A 22,060-nucleotide genomic window follows, 5' to 3' on the forward strand; every position below is an offset into this window, starting at 1 on the left:
GAGTCGGGGCCGGAGCCGCCGGACGCGGGCCGGGACGAGGGCCACCACCCGCGGGCTTCGCGGATGGACGGGCCGACGACGACGGACCGGGGCGTGCACCCGGCTTGGTGCCGTTCGAGGGGGCGGATTTCGCCGCGAACGACTCACGCAGCCTGCGCGCGACGGGAGCTTCCACCGTCGACGACGCGGACTTCACGAACTCGCCTTGCTCCTTGAGCGTTGCGAGTAGTTCCTTGCTCGTGACACCGAGTTCTTTGGCCAACTCGTGCACGCGGGCCTTGCCTGCCACTGCTCTCCTCACTGAGAGGCCGAGCAGCGCCACCGTCTACGCGACGGGGGCCCGCACGACCTCGGGTTATCTCCGATGGACGTTCATCGTTGGTACTTCACGGTGTGCTCATGAGTGCTCGTGCCTGTTCTCGAGGTAATGCTCCAGGGCTGAGATATCCAGATGTCCGGACACTCGTAGTGCTCTGCCGATGGCTCGGCGCCGTTCTGCCGTGCTCAGACAAGCCGAAAGGGGGTGCAGCCAGGCACCCCGTCCGGGAAGTCTGCGCCGCGGATCGGGAACGATCTCGATGACGTGGGAGCCGTCACCGGTCTCACGGTCCCGAGCCACGATCCGCAACAGATCGACGGCCAGCTCGCGCTTCCGGCACCCGATACACGTCCGCACGGGAGCCGCCCGGCGCCGGGGCGCCGCGTACTGCTCGGTGGTGCGATCGGGCACAAGTGCCGAAGGCTCGGACTGAACCTTGGACCACTCTACCGCTGCCGCGCTCGGAACGCCGAACCCCTCCCCCGCGGAAGTTACGAACCTGTCATCCCGAGCACTCCGCTGGCGGGTTTCGGTCAACTCCGGTGCGCCTCCGTCCGGAGGGATCCGCCCATGTCAGGCGCGGCATCACTGCGGATATCGATGCGCCAACCGGTCAGCCGCGCGGCCAGGCGGGCGTTCTGCCCCTCCTTGCCGATGGCCAGCGAAAGCTGGAAATCGGGCACCACGACGCGGGCCGCGCGCGCCTCGGGGTCGACGATCGTGACCGAAACCACTTTCGACGGCGAGAGCGCGTTGCCGACGAACGTCGCCGGGTCCTCGGCGTAGTCGATGATGTCGATCTTCTCCCCGGCCAGCTCGCTCATCACGTTGCGCACCCGCTGACCCATCGGGCCGATACAGGCGCCCTTCGCGTTGACGCCGGGCACGGTGCTGCGCACGGCGATCTTGGAGCGGTGTCCCGCCTCCCGCGCCACCGCGACGATCTCCACCGAGCCGTCGGCGATCTCGGGCACTTCCAGCGCGAACAGTCGCCGCACCAGGTTCGGATGGGTGCGCGACAACGTGATCTGGGGGCCACGCGGACCGCGCGAGACACCGACGACGTAGCACTTGATCCGGTCGCCGTGCTCGTAGGTCTCGCCGGGCACCTGTTCGGCGGGCGGGATGAGTCCCTCCGCGCCGTGCAACTCGCTGCCGATGCGCACCACGACCGTGCCGCGGGCGTTGGCGCGCGCGTCGCGCTGCACCACGCCGCCGACGATGTCGCCCTCGTGGGTGGAGAACTCGCCGAAGGACTTCTCGTTCTCCGCGTCCCGCAGCCGCTGCAGCACGACCTGCCTGGCCGTGGTCGCCGCGATCCGGCCGAATCCCTCCGGGGTGTCGTCCCATTCGGAGATCACGTTGCCGTCGGCGTCCACCTCGCGCGCCATCACCCGGACCACGCCGGTCTTCTGGTTGATGTCGATGCGCGCGTTGGGCTGGTGTCCCTCGGTGTGGCGGTACGCGGTGAGCAGCGCCGACTCGATCGCGGAGATCACGGTCTCGATCGAGATCCCCTTGTCGGCGACGATCGCGCGCAGGGCTTCGATTTCGATGTTCATTCCACGATCCCTTCGGTCGGCGAATCGGACGCTGTTATGGGTTGGTGTCGTGCATTCGGTGTTCCTCGAGCGGGACTGCTCTGCGCCGCGTCGGCGATCGCTACCGCGTCTTCCTGACCCGGAGCGGGTCGCCCCGGAACGACTCCGCCCGCGAGTTCCAGCTCCCGCGCGCCCGGCGGGGAGAACTCGACTTGGACGACGGCGTCGGCGATGTCGGCGAGCGGGACCGTCACCAGGTGCGGGTCACGTTTGCCGCCGAGCACCAGGGCCACCGAATCGCCGGTGAGCTCGCCGACCCTGGCTTCGAAGGTCGCCGCCCCCTCCGGCGGCCGCACGCCGTCACGCAGTGTGACGCGCACCTTCCGCCCTCGGGCCCGGTGCCAGTGCCGGTCGGCGGTCAGCGGGCGATCGATGCCCGGCGTCGTCACTTCCAGCAGGTAGGGCGTCTCGCCGAAATCTCCCGCCTCGTCCAGTCGCGCCGACAGCTCCGTGCTGAGCGTGGCGATCGAATCCAGATCGGACGCGTCGCTGTCGACGATCACCTGCACCCGAGCCTGCGCATGCTTGCCTGCCGTCGAGATCTCGACGCCCTCGAGGTCGAATCCTCGGCGTTCGACGAGACCAGCTACGAGCTGGCTCACCCTTTCCTCGGTCGGCATCGGCATGTGGGCGGCTCCTGGTTCAGTTGTGACGCGGCGGGAAATTTCTCTACCGAAGGTCTAGCGTAACGCGCCACGAGAGTGTAAAGGACCACTGGTCGAGGAGTACGCGCGCCACGGCCGACGCCTCGTCCGGTGGCGTGCTACGAATCTGGCACGATGGTGCCGTGCCCATCCGCCTTCCCGCCCCGCCGCGTGCCGGGTGCACTTCCGGCATTCCCTCCGACCGGCACCAGCCCGGCCTCGCCGCCCTGGATCGTCGCAGCGCACTACGTCTCGCGGGCGGAGGAACAGTCGGCATCGTCACCCTCGCAGCGCTGGCGGGCTGCGCCGAGAAAGAGGTGATCCACGAACCGGATCCGCTTGCCGCGCAGGAGATCCTGGCTCGTGCCGATGCCGCCGCCGCGTCCGCGGCCATCGCCATCGCACCGGAACGGCACGCGGCCCTCGGTGTGATCGCGGCCGAACGCACCGCGCACGCCGATGCGCTGCGCACCGAGATCGCCCGCGTGATCGGCGTCTACGCCGACGGGACCACACCGGTGCACCGCACCCGCGCCAATGGATCAGGGCCGTCCGCCGTGGCTTCCGGCAGCGCCGTTCCGCCGACCGCCCCGCCGAGCATCGATGCGCTGCGCGCCCAGCTGACCGCGTCCCAGAAATCGGCCGCCGACCTGGCCCGCGCCCTGTCCGGATACCGGGCCGGGCTGCTCGCCTCGATCAGCGCCGCCTGCGCGGCTCAGGCGGGGGTGTTGCTGGCATGACCGAAGCCGAACGCCAGGCGCTGGTGGACGCGTTGAACGCCGAATACGGCGCGGTGTACGCCTACGGCGTGATCGCCGCGCACGCCTCGCCCGAGCGCGCCAGACTGATCGCCGAGCACACCGCCGCCCACCGCGCCCGGCGCGACACCACCGCCGACGCGCTCGCCGCGGACGGTGCGACGGTGCCGCCGCCCGGCGCCGCCTATACCGTGCCGTTCCCGGTCACCGACCCGATCTCGGCGGCCCGGCTGGCCGCGACGGTCGAGTCCGACACCGCGATCGCCTGGCGTGCGGTGGTCGAGCGGGGCGCGTCCGCGACCGTCCGCCGCACGGGCGTGGACGCGCTCACCGACGCGGCTGTCCGGCTCGCCACCTGGCAGTCGATCCTCGGCGCCGACCCGCCGACCGTCGCGTTCCCCGGCAAAGCCTGACCCACTGGACGCCGACGCGCATTGCCCGGAACACCAGCCGGACGATGCGACCCGTCCGACGGCGGTCCGGTATCGGCTCCGGACCGCCGTCCGGCTCGCAACGCCTTGCCTACGGGCGCATTTCGTAGGCGCCGTCGTAGGACGCCACCTCGGCCCACACCCGGTCGAAACGCGGACGGTCGGCGACCGGAGGCCGCAGCGCGGCCGCGGCCCAGCCCTGCTGGTCGGGCGTGGCCGACGGCTTGCCGTACAGCGCTGTGGCGTAATTGTTGAAATCGCGGACCTGGAAATCGAAGATCTGGTCGATCAGGTCACGGTCCAGTCCGGTGATCGCGGCCTGCTCCAGGATCAGCTGACCGTAGACCACCAGCGAGAACAGGTGGCCGATGGTCAGCATGAAGTCCAGGTCCTTCTGCTGCGCGGCGTCCGGCGCCGCCGTGGTCAGCAGCGTGCGCAGCGCCTGCGCCTGCTCGTAGAACCGGCCGACGTTGGGGATGTCGGCGTGCTTGTCGTAGATCGGCGTCCAGTCCGCGAACCGCACCTTGCCCGCGCCCCGCGCCGGGCCCTGCCGCCAGAAGAACGCGTCGTCGGCCGCGTCCTGCCTGGTCTCGATCTCCGGGTAGTCCTGCGGGTTGAACAGGTAGTTGGGCATGAACTTCAGGATCTGCCCGACGTTCACGTGCACCGTGCCCTCCAACCGGGGCAGGGTGTTGATCAGCCGCTGCACCTCGGCGAAGTAGGTGTTCTTCTCGAACCCCTTGGCGGCCAGCACGTCCAGCAGCAGCGTCATGACAGTCTCGCCCTCGGAGGTCACCTTGGACTTCGTCATCGGGTTGAACAGCAGGTAGCGGCGGTCCTCCAGGCTGGCGCTGCGGAAGTAGTCGACGGCGCGGTCGCTGAACAGCTTCATCGCGAGGATGCGGGCATAGGCGTCGACGAAGTTCGTGCGCACGTGCGGGAAGTCGGTGACCGGGTTGCCGTAGAGGATGCGGTTGTTGGCGTGTGTGATCGCCTCGTAGAAGGAGTGCTCGACCATGCCGATGCCGCCGTGGCAGAGGTTGAACTTGCCCACGTTGACGGTGTTCAGCGCCGCGGAGAACGCCTCGGGACCGGTGTGCAGGATGTCCTCCGCGCGCACCGGGTAGTTCTCCAGGCGGAACGTGCTGACGTACATCTGCTGGTGCACGACGTTGCCGAGCAGACGGTAGTTGTCGTGGCGGGAATCGGCGACGAACCAGACGTAGGCGTCCGCTCCCTCCAGGTCGGCGCGACGGGAGAACACCGACACCATGCTGGCCACGTTGCCGTTGCCGATGTAGTACTTCTCGCCGTTGGCGCGGAACAGGATTCCCGCCTCGGCGTCCGCACTGCCCGGCTCGGTCGGCGTCAGCACCAGGTCGGTGTTGTAGATGTCGGCGCCGTGCGTTTGCTCGGACAGACCGAACGCCATCACCTCGCCCGCGGACAAATCGGCCGCCGCGCGCTTCTTGGCGTGCTCGTTGTCGCTCTGCCAGATCGGGCCGAGGCCGAGGATGGTGACCTGCTCGGCGTACCAGTAGGCCAGACCGTAGAAGCCGAAGATCTCCGACAGCGCCGCGTTGCGCGCCGCGTCCCACCGGCGGTTCGGGTCGCCGTCGGCGTAGGCGGCCGGGGTCAGGAAGGTGGCGAACAGCTTCTCCTTCTTCACGAAGTCGAGGAAGTCGGCGGTCCACACCGCGTTCGCGTCGTCGGCGAGCAGACGCTGTTTGCCCCGGCCTTCGAACCACTCGATGGTGGCGCGCAACAGCCGCCGTGTCTCGGCGTCGAACTGCTGCGGATCATAGGTGGCGGGGTTGAACAACCGCGCGTCTGTGTTAGCCATGGCGGTTAACTTACCAGCGAGTAATCGCAGCGTGGACCAGGTATGCGTATTTTTGACCAGCAAATTCAGGCTACGGTCGCGTAGGTACCCGCGCCCGATTGCGCGTATCACGCAGCCCCATGTCGCGACCTCCCCAGCCGTGTGCCGCCATGGTGTGGGCACAGCGAACAGCCCCCGGACGGAGTACGACAAGGGGCTGCATGAAGCGTGATTTCGTTAGCACATGGGGTGACCGGGTGCGCCCAGAACTCGAGTGGCACCTGACGCAGGACCTGAACGCGAGTGCTGGGCTACCCGACTGGTACGGCCTAGATACCCGCAGCGGCGGAACGTGCTTTGGTCACTACCGCTTCCACCGCCGCGGCGGCGGGGAGTTCTTCGGTCTCGCCGGTGAAGCGATCGCGCAGTTCGACCTTGCCCTCGGCCCAGCCGCGGCCGATCACCAGGACCAGCGGCATGCCGAGCAGTTCGGCGTCCTTGAACTTCACGCCGGGCGAGGCGGTGCGGTCGTCGAAGAGCACGTCCAAGCCTTGGGCGTGCAGTCCGGCCACCACGTCCTCGGCTCCCGCGCGAGCCGCGTCGTCCTTGTTCGCGATGACGACGTGCACGTCGTACGGCGCGACCGCGGCGGGCCAGCGCAGCCCCTTCTCGTCGTGCTGCTGTTCGGCGATCACCGCGACCATGCGCGAGACGCCGATGCCGTAGGAGCCCATGGTCAGCCGGACCGGCTTGCCGTTCTCGCCCAGCACGTCCACCTCGAACGCGTCGGTGTACTTGTTGCCGAGCTGGAAGATGTGGCCGATCTCGATGCCGCGCGCCGACACCAGCGTTCCGCGGCCGTCCGGCGAGGGATCGCCGTCGCGGACCTCGGCCGCCTCGATGGTGCCGTCGGGCGTGAAATCCCGTCCGGCGACCAGGCCGACGACGTGCTTGCCCGGTTCGTCGGCGCCGGTGATCCAGCTCGTCCCGGTGACGACACGGGGATCGACCAGGTAACGAACGCCGTTGGCCTGCAATGCCTTCGGGCCGATGTAGCCCTTCACCAGGAACGGGTTCTCGGCGAAATCGGCGTCGGTGAGCAACTCCACCTCCGCCGGTTCGACCGAGGCGCCCAGGCGCTTGTCGTCCACCTCGCGGTCACCGGGGACGCCGATGCCGATGATCTCGGTCTTCCCGTCCGGGTGACGCAGCTTGACCATCACGTTCTTCAGCGTGTCGGCCGCGGTGACCGGGCGGCCGTAGCGCTCGGCGAGACCGGCGCTGTTGGCCCAGTCGACCAGCGTCGCGATGGTGGGGGTGTCCGGGGTGTCGTACACGACGGCGGCGGGCTGGCCCTCGATCGGCAGCGGGTCGGGAGCGGGCGTGACCACCGCCTCCACATTGGCCGCGTAGCCGGATTCCGGGCAGCGCACGTATGTGTCCTCGCCGACCGGGCTGTCGGCCAGGAACTCCTCCGACGCGCTGCCGCCCATCGCGCCCGAGGTGGCCGCCACGATGACGTACTTGACCCGCAGCCGGTCGAAGATGCGCTGGTAGGCCTGCCGGTGCGCGTCATAGCTTGCTTTGAGGCCGTCCTCGTCCAGGTCGAAGGAGTAGGAGTCCTTCATGACGAACTCGCGGCCGCGCAGGATGCCCGCGCGGGGACGTTCCTCGTCGCGGTACTTGGTCTGGATCTGGTACAGCGTGACCGGAAGGTCCTTGTAGGAGCTGTACTCGCCCTTCACGGTGAGCGCGAAGAGCTCCTCGTGGGTCGGGCCGAGCAGGTAGTCCGCGCCCTTGCGGTCGCGCAGCCGGAACAGGCCGTCGCCGTACTCGGTCCACCGGTTGGTGGTCTCGTACGGGTCGCGCGGCAGCAGCGCGGGCAGCGAGATCTCCTGGGCGCCGATCGCGTCCATCTCCTCGCGCACCACGTCCTCGATCTTGCGCAGGACGCGCAGGCCGAGCGGCAGCCACGAGTAGACGCCCGGGGCGACGCGGCGGACGTAGCCGGCGCGGACCAAGAGTTTGTGGCTGGGCACCTCCGCGTCGGCGGGATCGTCGCGCAGGGTTCGCAGGAACAGGCGGGAGAGGCGGGTGATCACGGAAGCACAGGGTAGTCGCCAGCCGTACGCCAGTTACAGCGCATTACCGTATTCGTTCGTGCTGGTGCTGCTGCCTCCTTCCGAAACCAAGTCCGACGGCGGCGCCGGAGCGCCGCTGGCGTTGGACGCGCTGGCCATGCCGCAGCTCACGGCGGTGCGCGCGCGACTGGTCGAGGAAGTGGTGCGGTTGGCGGCCGACCCGGACCGCTCCCGCGCGGCGCTCGGGCTCGGCAAGGGCGCCGACGGCGAGATCGCCAGGAACGCGGCGCTGCGCACGTCGCCGACCCGGCCCGCGCTGGAGCGCTACACCGGCGTCCTCTATGACGCGCTCGACGCGCGCTCGTTCACCAGAATCCAGCGGGCCAAGGCGTATGCCCGGCTCGGCATCGGCTCGGCCCTGTTCGGCGCGGTCCGCGCGGGTGACCCGATTCCCGCCTACCGGCTCTCCGGCGGCTCCAAACTGCCCGGCCTGCCCACCCTTTCGGCCCTGTGGCGCGATGAGCTGGCCGCCGCGCTGCACGCCGAGGCCGCGGGCGAGCTGGTCGTCGATCTGCGCTCGGGCACCTATCAGCAACTGGGCCGGGTTCCTGGCGCGATCACCGCGAACGTGCTCACCGAACGTGCGGACGGCTCGCGCACCGTGGTGAGTCACTTCAACAAGCACCACAAGGGGCTGCTCGCTCGCGCCCTCGTGCTCACCAGGGCCGAACCGACCGACGTCCGCGGGGTGGCGCGGGTAGCGGCAAAAGCCGGACTGCGGACCGAGATCGCTTCGCCCACTGAGCTTTTGATCATCACCTGAGTGCGTGTGACTATTCCGCCGCAGCGGTGAGCGCGGAAAGCTCGGCGGCGAGATCGGCTCGTGCGGCCGACTCGTACCGATGGCGAGCGGTCGGCGTGCGGAACAGGCAGGGCTGCTCGGCGAGTTTGCGCAGTACGGCTGCCCGGCCCGCGCGGAACAGGTCGTCCGGGACGTGCCGGTATTCCGCGCGCACCGCCTGGCTGTACGCGGCGTAGTCAGGGGCGTCGGCGGCGAGGATCGCCAAATCCGCGTCGCAGAGCACGTTGCCGTTGCGGTCACCGGCCGCGGGGTCGTGGGACGCGGTGAGGCGGACCAGCCTGCCGACTTCGCTGATCATGTCCGGCCCCGCCCCCAGCGTGGCCAGCGTCGTCTCGGCCAGTTCGGCGCTGCGCTCCTCGTTGTCGGCGCGGTCGACCGCGTAGACCGCGTCGTGGAAGAAGGCGGCGTAGCGGACGGCGGCGAGGTCGTCGGCGTCGTCGGCCAAGTCCTCGATGACGGCCAGCATGGCGGCCAGGTGCTCGACGGTGTGATAGCGCCGATGCGGCTCACCGTACCGGCGCACCAGATCCGCGCCGACCGCAGCGGCCTGCTCCCCCGCCAGCGCGATCCACCGCGCCAGTACCTTTTCCTCCACCGTCATGCGCACAGTCTCACGGAACCGTCCGCGCTCGACAATGAGCCTGGTCACCGCGGCAGCGCACCTGTCACCGTCTTCCCGTTACCCGCCGTCAGGTCGCGGATCAGCAGGGCGGTGTGCAACGAGGTGCGGGACTCGCCGTCGTCGAGGTCGACGTCGAGGATGCGTTCGATGCGCGCGAGGCGGTCGTAGAGGGTCGGGCGGCTGATCTCGAGCCTGCGGGCGAGTTCGGTCTTGTTGCCCGCCAGGTCGAGGAACTGCCGCAGGGTGCGGGTCAGATCGGTGTGGTGGCGGATGTCGTAGCGCAGCAGCGCGCTCAGCTCGGTCTCGGCGAACCGCTGCACGCCCGGCTCACCGCGGATCAGCGACAGCAGACCACGCAGGCGCACGTCACCACTGCGATAGAACGGCCGGGCCGCCGAATCTCCCAGCGACAGCGCGACTTCGGCGACATGCGCGGCATGCGGCAGCCCGTGCGCGGTCTCCGACAGCGAATCCGACACCGCGCCCGCGCCGATCACCACCCGCCGCACCCCCTCGACCCGGCGGACTTCGCCGAGGATCGTGGCGCAGGCGGCGGCGAGCGCCTCGTCCGGGTCGGCGGCGCGCGGCAGCGCGAGGATCAGCGAAACCCGGTCCCTCTGCTCGGCCGCGACCAGCGCGGTGGTCTTCGCCAGGCCGAGCCCGTGCGTCACGGCGTCCACGATGCCCACGGCGCGGCGCTGTCCGGCCACCGGATCGGTTTCGACCGCGGCGGCCACGTCGACGGCCAGTGGGACATAGACCGCCCTGCGCGCCAAGCCGAGCGCGGCGGCGCGAGCGCGCGCGTCGCGCTCGTCCAGCCTGCCGTTGACCAGGTCGTCGATCAGCCCGGTCTGGGCCTGCCGGTGCAGGCCGAAGCGGTCCTTCTCGATCATGCGGTGCAAGGTCAGCGTCTGAGCGGCGCGCTCGAGCACCATGCGCGCCCGCTCGCTCGGCACACCGTCGGCGCACAGGATCAACCGGCCCCACCGCTGCGTGTGCGGGCCCACCGCCACCGCGTTCCAGTTGTCCGGCAGCAGGCGCGAGGTGGTCTCCCAGTTCTCCAGCAGCGCCGAGGTGGACGCGTGGCGGGCCGACAGCGCCAGCACGCGGTGCGCCAGGTCTTCCAGCACCACCGGCGCGTCGAGCATGGCCGCCGCGGTCTGCACGATCTCGGCCAGCGCGGCGCGGCGCACACTGAGCTCGGTGAACGTCTCGTGCACGGTGCGCGCGAATTCCAGTTCCGCGAATTGGTCGGCGACGATCACCCGGTGCACGGCTTCGGTGATCGCCACGAACCGGGTGACCCGGTGCAGCGCGATCAAGGGAAGCTCCAGCGCGTCGGCCGTCGCCGCGACGGCGGGCGAGAGCGCGCGCACGTACCCGCCGAGTTCGACCACCAGCCCGGATACCCCGGCGGCGGCCAGGGTGGTCAGGTACTCCGCCGTCGCCGCGTCGCCGTGGCTCATGGCCTGTCCGGTGGTGAGGATCAGCTCGCCGCCGACCAGCAGGTGCGCCACGTCGGCCACCTCGCTGACATGCACCCACCGCACCGGCCGCGCCAGCGATCCCCCGCCGACCACCTCGGGTTCGCCCGCGCGCACCACCGGCATCGCCAACACGTCGGCCACGGAGGGAAGCACCGACGGATCGTAATACCGGACGCGAGATTTCGTACAGATCGTCGGCCGATCGCACACGGTGGATGGCGGAGAGTGGTAGTCACGCCCAGTGACGCAGGAGAACTCGCCGATGACCCTTCCGAACGGACTGTCCCTCGACGAGGCCCGCGCCGCGGCCGCCCAGGCGTCCGAACTCGACCGCAGACATGTCTTCCACTCCTGGTCCGCGCAGGCGCACCGGGATCCGATGACGATCACCGCGGCGTCGGGTTGCTACGTGTGGGACGGCGACGGCAACCGGCTGCTCGACTTCTCTTCGCAGATGGTGAACACCAATATCGGGCACCAGCATCCGAAGGTCGTCGCGGCGGTGCGCGAGCAGGCGGCCAAGCTGTGCACCGTAGCGCCGCAGCACGTCAACGACGCTCGCTCGGAGGCCGCGCGCCTGATCGCCGAGCGCACCCCCGGTGACCTCGACCGGATCTTCTTCACCAACGGCGGCGCCGACGCCGTCGAGCACGCCGTGCGGATGGCGCGGCTGCACACCGGGCGCTACAAAGTGCTCGCACGCTACCGCTCCTACCACGGCGGCACCGAGACCGCGATCAATCTGACCGGCGATCCGCGGCGCTGGCCGAACGACCGCGGCACCAGCGGCGTGGTGCACTTCTTCGGACCGTTCCGGTACCGCACCCAGTTCCACGCGACCACCGAGGCCGAGGAGACCGAGCGCGCGCTCGCCCACCTCCGGCAGACCATCGCGTTCGAGGGTCCGGAGACGATCGCGGCGATCGTGCTCGAACCCGTCCCCGGCACAGCGGGCATCATGATTCCGCCGCCCGGGTACCTGGCGGGGGTGCGGGCCCTGTGCGACGAGTACGGGATCGTGTTCATCGCCGACGAGGTGATGTGCGGGTTCGGGCGCACCGGAAAGTGGTTCGCCATCGAGCATTTCGATGTCGTGCCGGATCTGCTCACCTTCGCCAAGGGCGTGAATTCCGGATATGTGCCGCTGGGCGGAGTGGCGATCGGTCCGGCCATCGCCGCGACCTTCGACGACCGGCCCTATCCCGGCGGGCTCACCTATTCCGGGCATCCACTGGCCACGGCCGCGGCGGTGGCCACCATCACCGCGATGCGCGACGAGCGGATGGTGGAGAACGCCGCCGACATCGGCGCCCGCGTGCTCGGCCCCGGCCTGCGCGAACTCGCGCGGCGGCATCCCAGCGTCGGCGACGTGCGCGGCACGGGCGTGTTCTGGGCGCTCGAACTGGTGCGGGACCGAGTCAGCCGGGAGCCGCTGGCCCCATACGGCGGGACGAGTCCGGCGATGGGCGAGGTGGTCGCGGCGTGCCGTGCGGCCGGGTTGCTGCTGTTCGTGAACTTCAACCGGCTGCACGTCGTCCCGCCGTGTGTGATCACCGAAGCCGAGGCGAAGGAGGGCCTGGCCATCCTCGACAACGCCTTGGAGTCAGCGGACCGGCACACCGTGTGAAGGGCGGGAATGCCCTGCCGCGCCGGGATGTTCGCTCAAAGCGTGACCAGTACCGCTGTACTTTCCGATGACCTGAAGAAGTACCTGGACGAGGAGCGGGTGTTCGCCACCGCCGCCACGGTCGGGCCGAACGGGCAACCGCATCTCACCGTGATCTGGCTGAAGCGCGACGGCGACGATCTGCTGTTCTCGACCACCGTCGATCGCCAGCAGGGCAAGAACCTCGCGCGCGACCCGAAGATCACGGTGCTGATCAATCCGCTGGACAACCCGTATGTCTACGCGGAGATCCGGGGCACCGCGACGATCACCCCGGATCCGGAGAAGACGCTGCCCGACGAGCTCTCGCTGAAATACACCGGCAAGAAGTACGCGGAGTTCAACCCGGCGTCGGTGAACGACGGCCCGCGCATCATCGTGCGGGTGACACCGCGTCGCGTCGCGGGCCGGTTCTGACCGGCCGCCGCTAGCCCGCCCAGCTGATTCCTCCGGCCCGACACCCAGCGCTGCCTGCTCGGACATGCTCGCCCCGCCTGCCCGAGCCAGGCTTCAGCCGACCTCGCGGACACCTGGTCCCGCGATGACCACCCCACGCGACCGCTTGGCCCAAGCCTGCTTTCGAGCGAAGCGAGATCGAGCATTGCCTGTTCGCGGCCCGGCTCGCGTCCGCGACGAAGTCGCCAGCGGCTGTCGCTTGGACGCGAGCCACAAGAGGGCCGCGAACACGCAGCGCCGCAGGCGCTGCAAATAGAACACAGCTCAAGCCTGCTGGGCCTCTTCCTGGGCGTGCTGCGCCTTCGCCAGCTGCTGCGGTGTGAACCGCAGCGTCAGCGCGACGAGCCCGGCCGCGAATGCGATGAGCGCGCAGACGAACAGCACCAGGGTGTAGCCGTTGCCCAGCGCGGCGATCTCGTCGGGCGTCATCCTGGCGACCTTGCCGGTGCTGCCGCCGAGCGAGAGCGTGCGCGAGGCGGCGATCGGAGTGAGCAGGCCGATGAAGACCGGTGTCGCCAGGTTCATGAACATCTGGCCGACCGCGGCCAGTGGGCCGATGTTCGCCGGTGGCACGCCGACGAGCACGCACAGCGGCGTGATCACCATCGCGACGCCGACGCCGAAACCGATCACCGTCAGCAGCGGCAGCAACGTCGCGAAGTACAGCACCTCGCCGTCGAGCGTCGAACCGAACAGCAGCCCGACGCCCAGCACCGCGGCCGCACCCCCGAGCAGCCAACGCGGCGCGATGTACAGCGCCGCCTTGGACGCCACCGCGCCGCCGATGCCGATGCCGACCGTGAACGGAATGGCCGCCACACCCGCCTTGAGCGGCCCGTAACCGATCACGTTCTGCATGAACTGCGCGACGAAGAAGGTCATCGCGCCCAGCACGCCGCCCGCGAGGAAGATCAGCAGGAAGGTGGCGACGCGGTCGCGGCTGTCGAACAGCGACCAGGGCAGCAGCGGGTCTTCCGCACGCCGTTCCAGCGCCACGAAAACGATGAGCAGCACGACGCCCGCGATCAGCGAACCGATGATGACGGGGTGTCCCCATCCGATCTCCGGCCCCTCGGTGGCGCCGAAGACGATGGCGGCGCAGGCGATGGTGCCCAGCACCGCGCCGGGCACGTCCAGCGCCGAGCGGTGGTGTTCGGTGTCGGCGAGTTTGTAGGCCGCGCCGAGGATGATCAGCACGCCGATCGGGACGTTGATCAGGAAGATCCACCGCCACGACAGCTGGGTCAGCGCGCCGCCGACCACCAGGCCGCCCACCGAGCCGATACCGACCATCGAGCCGAGGATCGCGATGGCCTGGTTACGCGCCTTACCGGGCGCGAACGTGGTGGCCACGAGCGCGAAGGCGGTCGGCGCCGCGACCGCCGCGCCCGCGCCCTGGAAGGCGCGCGCCGCGATCAGCATGCCTTGGTTCTGCGCGAGCCCGCACAGCAGCGAGGCGAGGGTGAACACCGCCACCCCGACGACCAGCATGCGCTTGCGGCCGAAGGCGTCGCCGAGCCTGCCGCCGAGCAGCATCAGGCCCGCGAAGGTGAGCCCGTAGGAGGTGACCGTCCACGCGCTTCCCGCGCTGGACAGCCCCATCTCCTCTTGCAGCCGCGGCAGCGCGAAGATCACGACCGTGCCGTCGAGCACGACCATGAGCTGCAACCCGCTCAGCACTAGGATCGCGAGCCCGAAGGCCCGCTGCGTCACTGGATACTGCATCGTCGCAGCGGGATTCCGAAGCACAGTGAGCCACTGTAATTGATGCTCCGCATCACCTTCCCGCCCCACCGACCCGGATGAAGAAACAATGGGTCCCAGCTTCCGGCCGCGGGCACGCTACCCGGTCGCGGAGTCGGCGTGCGAGGGGGTGGTTGCGGCGGAGAATCCGGCGGTGGGGCCGATCACCACGATGGCGGGTGGCCGGATGCCTTCCTCGCGGACCCGCGCGGCGACCGTGCCGAGATCGGCGCGCAACACGCGCTGGGTGCGCAGCGTGCCCTCCTGGATGACCGTGGCGGGTGTGTCGGCGGGCCGCCCGCCGTCCAGTAGCGCCGCGGCGAACTGCTCGATCCGCTCCACCGCCATCATCAGCACCAAGGTGCCGCGCAGGCGGGCCAGCGCGGGCCAGTCGACCAGCGAGTCCGGATGGTCCGGCGCGACGTGCCCGCTGACCACCACGAACTCGTGGGTGACGCCGCGGTGCGTCACCGGGATCCCCGCGGCGGCGGGCACCGCGATGGGGCTGGTGACACCGGGCACCACCGTGACCGGGACCCCGGCCGCGACGCAGGCTTCCAGTTCCTCGTAGCCGCGCCCGAACACGTACGGGTCGCCGCCTTTGAGCCGCACCACGAACTTGCCCGCCTTCGCGCCTTCGATGAGCGCGGTGTTGATCGCGTCCTGCGCCATCGCCCGCCCGTACGGGATCTTCGCGGCGTCGACCACCTCGACCTCGGGTCCGAGTTCGGCGAGCAGTTCCGGCGGAGCGAGCCGGTCGGCGACCACCAGGTCGGCCCTGGCCAGCAGCCGCCGCCCGCGCACGGTGATCAGATCGGGATCGCCCGGCCCTCCGCCGACCAGCGCCACGCCCGGCGTGATCGGCGTCGAGTCGTCGCTCACCACACCGGATTGCAGGGCCTCGAGCAGCGCGGTGCGCACCGCCGCCGAACGCCGGTGCTGTCCACTGGCCAGCACGCCGAGAGTCAGTCCGTCGTAACGCGCGGTGGCCGGGGTGACCGCCGTGCCCAGCCGCGCCGTGTCGGCCCGCACGCAGAAGATCCGCCGCCGCGTCGCCTCCGCGACCACCGCCGCGTTGGTCTCCGGCTCGTCGGTGCAGGCGATGGCATACCAGGCGCCGTCGAGGTCGCCGTCGGCGTAAGAGCGCAGCGCGATGGTGATCTGCCCCGACGTCGCCATCCCCTCCACCGCGGGCGTGACCGCGCGACTCACCACGTGCACGTCCGCACCGGAGGCGATCAGCAGGCCAAGCCTGCGCTGCGCCACCGTGCCCCCGCCGACCACGACGACGCGCCGCCCGCGCAGATCTAGCCCGACCAGGTAGTTCGGGTCGCCGGTGGGCTGGTCTTGCGTTGCGTCTGACGTGTGCGGCACAAGTTTCGAGCCTACGGCCTGACCACCAGGCACCGGCAATCGACCGGCACCCCTCCGGCGTCGTTTCGGCGGGCACCACGACGGCGACCGACAGACGGGCCGCCGCTTACCGGCGAAGGGGCGCCTCTCGCGAAACGCACGAATCGGGCGCGCTCAGCGAGGCGCCGCGGCATGCCGACGATGGTTCTCGCGCGGCGGCGCACCGCCCGGCCGATCCGCTGTGACCTGCGACGACACACCGCGGCGAACGGGGCGGCGAGTCGCTTACGGACGCCGGGTGGCATACGGTCGGGTTGTCATTCACCCCGCCCGGCCGCACCGACGGAGTCGATGTCGTGGCCGGGACCGACCGGCTTGGAAGGTGGACGCATGACACCGGTGACACCGGCGCAGGAGCTACTCGACGTGGCCTACGAGGAAGCCCTCCACGGCCTCGCCGAGGGCGGTATCCCGATCGGCGCCGCCCTGTTCGACGCGGACGGCACGCTGCTCGGCCGCGGCCGCAACCGCCGGGTGCAGTCCGGGGATCCCAGCGTTCACGCCGAGACCGACGCTTTCCGGGCGGCCGGGCGGCGGCGCGACTACCGCAACACGATCATGGTCACCACTCTCTCGCCGTGCTGGTATTGCAGCGGCCTGATTCGCCAGTTCGGCATCGGCTCGCTGATCGTCGGGGAATCGCAGACCTTCTCCGGCGGGCACGACTGGCTCGCCGACCACGGCGTCGCCGTGACCGTCCTCCAGGACCGGCGCTGCGCCGAGCTGATGACCCGGTTCATCGCCGAGCATCCCGCACTGTGGTACGAGGACATCGGCGTCGCCGACGAACTCGACGCGTGAATTCCCCCGTCCGCGCGGCTCAGCGGAAGTACGGGTATTCCTGAACCCAGTGGAAGCCGCGGCTGCGCAATGGGAAATCGTTCAGGTTCACCGAGGTCAGCGCGATCGACACCGGTTGTCCGGCGATCGTGCCGGTCAGCGTCAAACGCTCGGGCGCGGGCCGGTCGAAGCCGAAACTGCCGATCATCGCCGGTCGTTCGGTCATCGTGCTCGGCGGCGCAAGCAGGGCGAGGCTGCGGGCGTCGGAATCGACCATCGCCAGCACCGGGACCAGCCGACCGTCCATCCGCTGCACCGCGGCGCCATCACGATCGAAAACCACACGCTGCCACCGCAATTCGTCGGTGGACAGCGGCGGGAGCAGCTTGCCGTCCACGCTGAACTCGGTGACCGCCCAAATGCCGTACAGCGGAGGTTCCGGCCGTCCCGCACCCTGTTCGGTCCATCTATCCCAGCCGGTGCAGGCGTTGGACAACAGCAACCACAGCCCGAGCGCGATCTGCGCCGCGGCCGCGATTCGGTTGGCTCGCGGCGTCCGGAACAGCGGGGGCGTCGGCGACGAGCCGGTGGGCCGGTTTAGCACCAGCACGCTCACCAGGCGCCGGGCCTCCGGCGCGAGCAGCACCAGGCACAGCAGCACGAGGTGGAACGACAGGATCTTCGCCGGCACGTCGTAGGTCATGTCCAGCACGAACACCTGCGTCGTGCACACCAGGCTCAGCATCGCGCCCACCAGCGCGGTGCGCGGCACGATCAGCAGCACTCCGCCGAGCAATTCCGCGCAGCCCAGCAGTATTTCGTACGGCTGGGACACCCCGACCTGGTTCCAGAGCACCGCCATGGGGCTGAAGTCACCGTACGGCTGGATCAGTCGGCTCAGCGGCGTGGGCGGCATCTGCGTCGGGATGGCCTTGGCCATGCCGTACGAGATCATCTGCCCGGCCAGGCACAACCGCACGAACAGCAGGAACCAGGGCTGCACCGCCCGGTAGTCCGGCCGTTTCCGATCCAGCACGCTCCAGACCACGGTTGCGAGCACCGCGACAACACCGACGACGAACACCAGCACCCAGAAGTAGGCCTGATCTCCGCTGATGGACGCCGTGTTCGCCGCGACGGAGGTGCCGAACACCCGCGTGCCGGTCCACTCGACCAGCGGGCGGAGCACACGGGCGGCCGCGTAGTTCACCCAGTCGGGCAGCCATTGCCGGGCCAGGCCGAGGAACTCCGGCACGATCGACGGATACACCAGGCAGAACAGCCCGAAGTACAGAAAACCGAAGCGGAACGCCACGCGGGTGGCGCCGCTCCAGGGCCGGGTACCGGGATCCACGGCGCTCGCGACGCCGTCTGCCCGGTCGAGGATCGCTTCCGCGGTCACGGCGGTCCCTTCCACTCCCAGTTGACGCAGACCGAAGGTACCGAAAGTTCCGGGACCCGTTCGGGGATTCGACGGGATCCGCGCACCCGACGAATCGCCGCGGGATCTCGATCAGCGGAAGTACGGGTACTCCTGCACCCAGTGGAAACCGCGGCTGCGCAGCGGGAAGGAGTTCAGGTCCACCCGATCCAGCGACAGCGTCACCGGCGTCCCGTTCAGCTCGCCGGTCAGCAGCAGCGTGTCCGGGGTGGGCTGGGTGAAGGTGAAACTCGCCAGGCGGGTGGGCGACGCGTCCGGGGATCCCGGCGGCTGAGTCAGCACGAGAGTGTGGGCGGTGGTGTCGACCTGCGCCACGACCGGCAGGAACGAGTCGTCCATTTTCTGCACACTGGCGTTCGGCCGGTCGAAAACAACGCGGCGCCAGCGGTTCTCGTCGGTGACCAGCGGCGGCACCGGATGCCCCGCGCTGGTGAACTCCCCGACCGACCAGATGCCGTACAGCGGGGGCTTCCGCACCCCGTTCGTCTCACGCCACGCTTCCCAGCCGATCTGCACGGTGCCGATCAGTATCCAGAGCCCCAGAGCCACCTGGAACGCCGCCATGATCCGGTTCGCGCGCCGGGACCCGAACACGGCGGGCTGGGTCGCGGGCTCCGAGGGGCGTTGCAGCACCAGCACATTCGCCAATCGTCTGGCTTGTGGCGCCAAGACCACCAGGCACAGCAGCAGCAAGTGGAACGAGAGGATCTTCACCGGCACGTCGTAGGTCATGTTCAGCACGAAGACCTGCGCCATGCTCACCAGGCCGAGCATCGCGCCGATCGTCGCGGTGCGCGGCACGAAGAGCAACACTCCGCCGAGCACTTCGGCGGTGCCGAGCAGGATCTCGTACCCGGGCGCGGCGCCGACCTGGTTCCATAGCACCGATGCCGGGCTCATCGTCCCGTACGGCTGTAACAGCGCGGTCAGCGATGGTTCGGGCATCTGCGTCGGGATGGCCTTCGCCATGCCGTAGAAGAGCATCTGGCCGCCCAGGCACAGCCGAGCGAACAGCAGGAACCAGGCTCCGAGAGCGCGGTATTCGCGACGGCGTCGATCGAGGATCGACCAGACGACCGTGATCACCGCGGCCGCGACGAGTTCGCAGAAGATCAGCACCCAGATGGCGGCTTGATCGCCGCTGCCGGAATCCTCGTGCAGCACGGCTTCGACGCCGAAGACGTGCTCGCCGACCCAGCCGGTGAGCGGGTTCGTCGCGCGCATCTGCCACAAGATCGCGCTCTCCGGCAGCCACTTGCCCACGATCCCGGTGAACGCGAAGAGGATTTGCGCGAACAGCACGCAGAAGAGGAACAGATACGCGACGACGAACCGGAACGCGATCCGAGGCGGCAGACTCCAGGCCCCTCGCTCGACGTCGAGAGACGCCTCGTCGCCGCGTGGATCCAGGACATTCGTTCTGATCGTGCGCACTATGCCCCCTCGCTCGCCGACAGATTCACGAGCCGAAAGTATCCGACCAAGTCGTGGGATGACCTCAGGGAAAACCCTGGAATTTCGCGTGCATCTTCGTCTACGACCGGATGATCTCCAACGGCCCGGTTCACCCAGCGAGACGATCGCCTGATGGGGACCGGTTTCGTCGCCGTTTCCACCCATGACGCAACTAGAACGCGTTACAGTCCCGCGTATCCCGGGCGGTGCACCCGGGCGGCACGTGTCAGGAGGACAAGATGACCGACGATCCGGACCCGGCACAGCGACAGCAGCTGACCGTCAGCGAACGCGACCTCGACACGCTCGCCGACAATCTGGCCCGGTGGCTGCACGCGAAGGTCGGCGGCGACCACCTACCGCGGATCTCCGGATTGTCGCGTCCGCAGTCCGGCGGCATGTCCAGCACGTCCATTCTGTTCGACGCCGAATGGAGCGCAGGAGGGCACTCGGAGCGCGGGTCGTTCGTCGCGCGGATGGCGCCGGAGGCCGGATCGTTCCCGGTCTTCCGGACCTACGACTTGGCCACGCAGTACCAGGTGATGGCGGGCGTGGCCGCGGCGAGCGACGTGCCGGTGCCCGAGCTGTGCTGGCTGGAGAACGACGACAAGCCGCTCGGAACACCGTTCTTCGTGATGCGCCGCGTCGACGGCCGGGTGCCCGCGGACAACCCGCCGTACGTCTTCGTCGGCTGGCTGTTCGACGCCACTCCCGCCGAGCGGCTCCAGCTCACCCACAACACGGTCGAGGTGATCGCGAAGATCCACGACATCCCCGATCCCGCGACGCGGTTCCCGATGCTGACCGGCCCGGGCCAGTCCCTGCGCAGGCACGTCGCGGCGCAGCACGCGTGGTACCGGTGGGCGCTCGCCGACGACGGCTTCGCCATCCCGCTGATCGAGCGGAGTTTCGCGTGGCTCGACGAGCACTGGCCAACCCACCCCGGCCCGGACGTGCTCAGCTGGGGCGACGCCCGCCCGGGCAACATCATCTACCGCGGGTTCGACCCGGTGGCGGTGCTGGACTGGGAGATGGCCGCGCTCGGGCCGCGCGAACTCGACCTGGGCTGGGTGATCTTCATCCACCGGTTCTTCCAGGATCTGGCCACCCGTTTCGGCCAACCCGGCCTGCCCGACTTCCTCCGCCGCGACGACGTGGTGGCGAAATACCAAGCGCTGACCGGACATCCGGTGCGCGATCTCGATTTCTATCTCGTCTACGCCGCGTTGCGGCACGCCATCGTGATGGCCAGGGTGAAGCGCCGGATGATCCACTTCGGCGAGGACACCGACACACCGGACCGCGACGACTACGTCATGCACCGGGCGAGCTTGGAAGCGCTGCTCGACGGAACCTACGAATGGGACTGACCATGCCTGTGCCTTTGGACGAGTACCCGATCCATCAGACGCCGCTCTCGCTGGCCCGGGTGGCCAGCAGCGACCGGAACTTCTACGACCGCAGCTACTTCAACGCCCACGACCGCGACGGCGGCACCCTGCTGATCACCGGACTCGGCGTGTACCCCAACCTCGGCGTCACCGACGCCTACGCCGCCGTCCGCCGCGGCGACACACTGCGGGCGGTGCGCTTCTCCGACGCGCTCGGCGACCGCGGCCTCGACCAGCGCGTCGGCGGCTACCGCGTCGAGGTCCTGGAGCCGCTGCGCCGCATCCGGGTGATCTGCGACCACGACGACCTGGGCTTCGACCTCACCTGGACCGGCGCGTTCCCCGCCGTGCAGGAACAACCGCACCTGATCCTGGCGGGCAACCGGCCGATCATCGACGCGTCCCGGTTCGCGCAGGTCGGTTCGTGGGCGGGCACGCTGCACGTGGACGGCGACGACATCGCCATCGACCCGGCGGTGTGGACCGGAACCAGGGACCGATCGTGGGGCATCCGCCCGGTCGGCGAGACCGAGCCGCCCGGACGCGCGGCCGCCGAGCCCTCGGGTGGATTCTGGTGGCTGTACGTGCCGCTGCGATTCGAGGATTTCGCCGTGGTGGTGATCGTGCAGGAGGAGCCGGACGGCAGGCGCACACTCAACGACGCGACCAGGGTCTGGCCGGACGGGCGCACCGAGCAGCTCGGCTGGCCGCGCATCGCGATCGAGTACCGTTCCGGCACCAGGCTTCCCGTCGCGGCCCGGCTGGAGCTGACCACGCCGGACGGCAAGCCGCTGGAGATCGAGATCACGCCGGGCTCCGGCATCCCGCTGCACGTCGGCTGCGGCTACGGCGGCGACCCCGACTGGCAGCACGGTCAGTGGAAGGGCCGTGACTGGTCGTCCTCCAGCCGCTACGACCTGACCGACCCGGCCATCGTCGCCCGCACCCCCTACGGCGTGATCGACCACGTCGCCCACGCCCGCTGCGGCGACGCCGAGGGCTGGGGCCTGTTCGAACACGCGAGCCTCGGCCGCCACGATCCCACCGGTTTCGCCGACTGGGGGTCGGTGGCACCGTAAGGCCCCGCC

20 protein-coding genes are annotated in these 22,060 nt (G+C 69.6%); 8 read left to right on the forward strand and 12 right to left on the reverse strand.

The genetic code is table 11. From position 1 onward, the window contains the following. The 4 genes from ON34_RS34685 to rimP form a co-directional block, all read right to left on the reverse strand. A partial coding sequence (locus ON34_RS34685; RefSeq protein ID WP_174372048.1) for a translation initiation factor IF-2 N-terminal domain-containing protein occupies positions 1–289 on the reverse strand: 289 nt, incomplete at its 3' end. A gap of 108 nt (positions 290–397) precedes the next feature. After that, positions 398–730 carry a YlxR family protein gene (locus ON34_RS34690; protein WP_157172321.1) on the reverse strand — a complete coding sequence of 111 codons (333 nt, stop codon included), beginning with the start codon at positions 728–730 and terminating at the stop codon, positions 398–400. Positions 731–852: 122 nt separating this feature from the next. After that, positions 853–1,881: a transcription termination factor NusA gene (gene nusA, locus ON34_RS17325; RefSeq protein ID WP_040780539.1), complete on the reverse strand. Its 1,029-nt coding sequence runs from the start codon at positions 1,879–1,881 to the stop codon at positions 853–855. Further along, positions 1,878–2,546 carry a ribosome maturation factor RimP gene (gene rimP, locus ON34_RS17330; RefSeq protein ID WP_040780540.1) on the reverse strand — a complete coding sequence of 223 codons (669 nt, stop codon included), beginning with the start codon at positions 2,544–2,546 and terminating at the stop codon, positions 1,878–1,880. Before rimP ends, nusA begins: the two co-directional genes overlap by 4 nt. 161 nt (positions 2,547–2,707) lie before the next feature. Here rimP and ON34_RS17335 point away from each other — a divergent pair, with 161 nt between their 5' ends. Both ON34_RS17335 and ON34_RS17340 read left to right on the forward strand, forming a co-directional pair. After that, entirely contained in the window at positions 2,708–3,304 is a 597-nt protein-coding gene (locus tag ON34_RS17335; RefSeq protein WP_306303647.1) for a hypothetical protein, read from the forward strand. After that, positions 3,301–3,735: a ferritin-like domain-containing protein gene (locus tag ON34_RS17340; RefSeq protein WP_040780542.1), complete on the forward strand. Its 435-nt coding sequence runs from the start codon at positions 3,301–3,303 to the stop codon at positions 3,733–3,735. Before ON34_RS17335 ends, ON34_RS17340 begins: the two co-directional genes overlap by 4 nt. 109 nt (positions 3,736–3,844) lie before the next feature. Here the strand turns inward: ON34_RS17340 and ON34_RS17345 are convergent, their stop codons facing one another. Both ON34_RS17345 and ON34_RS17350 read right to left on the reverse strand, forming a co-directional pair. Then, the gene (locus tag ON34_RS17345) at positions 3,845–5,596 is read right to left on the reverse strand and encodes an acyl-CoA dehydrogenase family protein (RefSeq protein ID WP_040780543.1); all 1,752 of its coding nucleotides are present in this window, start codon (positions 5,594–5,596) and stop codon (positions 3,845–3,847) included. Between the two features lie 308 nt (positions 5,597–5,904). After that, positions 5,905–7,677 (reverse strand): proline--tRNA ligase, encoded by a 1,773-nt coding sequence (locus ON34_RS17350; RefSeq protein WP_040780544.1) that lies wholly within the window; start codon positions 7,675–7,677, stop codon positions 5,905–5,907. A 58-nt stretch (positions 7,678–7,735) separates the two neighbouring features. On the opposite strand from ON34_RS17350, the gene yaaA reads away from it, so the two are divergent. Next, positions 7,736–8,479 carry a peroxide stress protein YaaA gene (gene yaaA / locus ON34_RS17355; RefSeq protein WP_040780545.1) on the forward strand — a complete coding sequence of 248 codons (744 nt, stop codon included), beginning with the start codon at positions 7,736–7,738 and terminating at the stop codon, positions 8,477–8,479. Positions 8,480–8,489: 10 nt separating this feature from the next. Here the strand turns inward: yaaA and ON34_RS17360 are convergent, their stop codons facing one another. Both ON34_RS17360 and ON34_RS17365 read right to left on the reverse strand, forming a co-directional pair. Continuing rightward, positions 8,490–9,119, reverse strand: coding sequence for an HD domain-containing protein (locus tag ON34_RS17360; RefSeq protein ID WP_040780546.1), 630 nt, complete (start codon positions 9,117–9,119; stop codon positions 8,490–8,492). A 44-nt stretch (positions 9,120–9,163) separates the two neighbouring features. After that, a complete protein-coding gene (locus ON34_RS17365) occupies positions 9,164–10,780 on the reverse strand; it encodes a PucR family transcriptional regulator (RefSeq protein ID WP_040780547.1) in 1,617 nt (538 codons plus the stop codon). Positions 10,781–10,889: 109 nt separating this feature from the next. Here ON34_RS17365 and ON34_RS17370 point away from each other — a divergent pair, with 109 nt between their 5' ends. Together ON34_RS17370 and ON34_RS17375 are read left to right on the forward strand one after the other, a co-directional pair. Then, the gene (locus tag ON34_RS17370) at positions 10,890–12,254 is read left to right on the forward strand and encodes an aspartate aminotransferase family protein (RefSeq protein WP_040780596.1); all 1,365 of its coding nucleotides are present in this window, start codon (positions 10,890–10,892) and stop codon (positions 12,252–12,254) included. Between the two features lie 42 nt (positions 12,255–12,296). Next, complete coding sequence (locus ON34_RS17375; protein WP_218003902.1) at positions 12,297–12,710, forward strand: PPOX class F420-dependent oxidoreductase; 414 nt, start codon at positions 12,297–12,299, stop codon at positions 12,708–12,710. 303 nt (positions 12,711–13,013) lie between these two features. On the opposite strand, the gene ON34_RS17380 is transcribed toward ON34_RS17375, so the two are convergent. Both ON34_RS17380 and cobA read right to left on the reverse strand, forming a co-directional pair. After that, positions 13,014–14,474 carry an MFS transporter gene (locus ON34_RS17380; protein WP_040780548.1) on the reverse strand — a complete coding sequence of 487 codons (1,461 nt, stop codon included), beginning with the start codon at positions 14,472–14,474 and terminating at the stop codon, positions 13,014–13,016. Between the two features lie 117 nt (positions 14,475–14,591). Further along, a complete protein-coding gene (cobA, locus tag ON34_RS17385; RefSeq protein ID WP_051022791.1) occupies positions 14,592–15,866 on the reverse strand; it encodes a uroporphyrinogen-III C-methyltransferase in 1,275 nt (424 codons plus the stop codon). Positions 15,867–16,235: 369 nt separating this feature from the next. Between cobA and ON34_RS17390 the strand changes: the two genes are divergently transcribed. After that, positions 16,236–16,706 carry a nucleoside deaminase gene (locus tag ON34_RS17390; protein WP_040780549.1) on the forward strand — a complete coding sequence of 157 codons (471 nt, stop codon included), beginning with the start codon at positions 16,236–16,238 and terminating at the stop codon, positions 16,704–16,706. A gap of 19 nt (positions 16,707–16,725) precedes the next feature. On the opposite strand, the gene ON34_RS17395 is transcribed toward ON34_RS17390, so the two are convergent. Further along, on the reverse strand, positions 16,726–18,087 hold the full coding sequence (locus ON34_RS17395) for a DoxX family protein (RefSeq protein ID WP_245548077.1): 1,362 nt from the start codon (positions 18,085–18,087) through the stop codon (positions 16,726–16,728). A gap of 111 nt (positions 18,088–18,198) precedes the next feature. After that, positions 18,199–19,560, reverse strand: coding sequence for a DoxX family protein (locus tag ON34_RS17400; protein ID WP_245548078.1), 1,362 nt, complete (start codon positions 19,558–19,560; stop codon positions 18,199–18,201). Between the two features lie 260 nt (positions 19,561–19,820). Here ON34_RS17400 and ON34_RS17405 point away from each other — a divergent pair, with 260 nt between their 5' ends. After that, positions 19,821–20,951, forward strand: a complete 1,131-nt coding sequence (locus tag ON34_RS17405) for a phosphotransferase family protein (protein ID WP_040780550.1) — start codon at positions 19,821–19,823, stop codon at positions 20,949–20,951. 2 nt (positions 20,952–20,953) lie between these two features. Further along, positions 20,954–22,051: an Rv3169 family protein gene (locus ON34_RS17410; protein WP_040780602.1), complete on the forward strand. Its 1,098-nt coding sequence runs from the start codon at positions 20,954–20,956 to the stop codon at positions 22,049–22,051. The last annotated feature ends 9 nt before the right edge of the window (positions 22,052–22,060 follow it).

It is taken from the genome of Nocardia pneumoniae NBRC 100136 (assembly GCF_000308755.1).
Lineage (GTDB): Bacteria > Actinomycetota > Actinomycetes > Mycobacteriales > Mycobacteriaceae > Nocardia > Nocardia pneumoniae.

Bases quoted from the DNA above. Each gene is read 5' to 3' on its own strand.
- nusA (WP_040780539.1), bottom strand. From the start codon at position 1,881: ATGAACATCGAAATCGAAGCCCTGCGCGCGATCGTCGCCGACAAGGGG.
- rimP (WP_040780540.1), bottom strand. From the start codon at position 2,546: ATGCCGATGCCGACCGAGGAAAGGGTGAGCCAGCTCGTAGCTGGTCTC.
- ON34_RS17340 (WP_040780542.1), top strand. From the start codon at position 3,301: ATGACCGAAGCCGAACGCCAGGCGCTGGTGGACGCGTTGAACGCCGAA.
- ON34_RS17345 (WP_040780543.1), bottom strand. From the start codon at position 5,596: ATGGCTAACACAGACGCGCGGTTGTTCAACCCCGCCACCTATGATCCG.
- ON34_RS17360 (WP_040780546.1), bottom strand. From the start codon at position 9,119: ATGACGGTGGAGGAAAAGGTACTGGCGCGGTGGATCGCGCTGGCGGGG.
- ON34_RS17370 (WP_040780596.1), top strand. From the start codon at position 10,890: ATGACCCTTCCGAACGGACTGTCCCTCGACGAGGCCCGCGCCGCGGCC.
- ON34_RS17380 (WP_040780548.1), bottom strand. From the start codon at position 14,474: ATGCAGTATCCAGTGACGCAGCGGGCCTTCGGGCTCGCGATCCTAGTG.
- ON34_RS17390 (WP_040780549.1), top strand. From the start codon at position 16,236: ATGACACCGGTGACACCGGCGCAGGAGCTACTCGACGTGGCCTACGAG.
- ON34_RS17405 (WP_040780550.1), top strand. From the start codon at position 19,821: ATGACCGACGATCCGGACCCGGCACAGCGACAGCAGCTGACCGTCAGC.
- ON34_RS17410 (WP_040780602.1), top strand. From the start codon at position 20,954: ATGCCTGTGCCTTTGGACGAGTACCCGATCCATCAGACGCCGCTCTCG.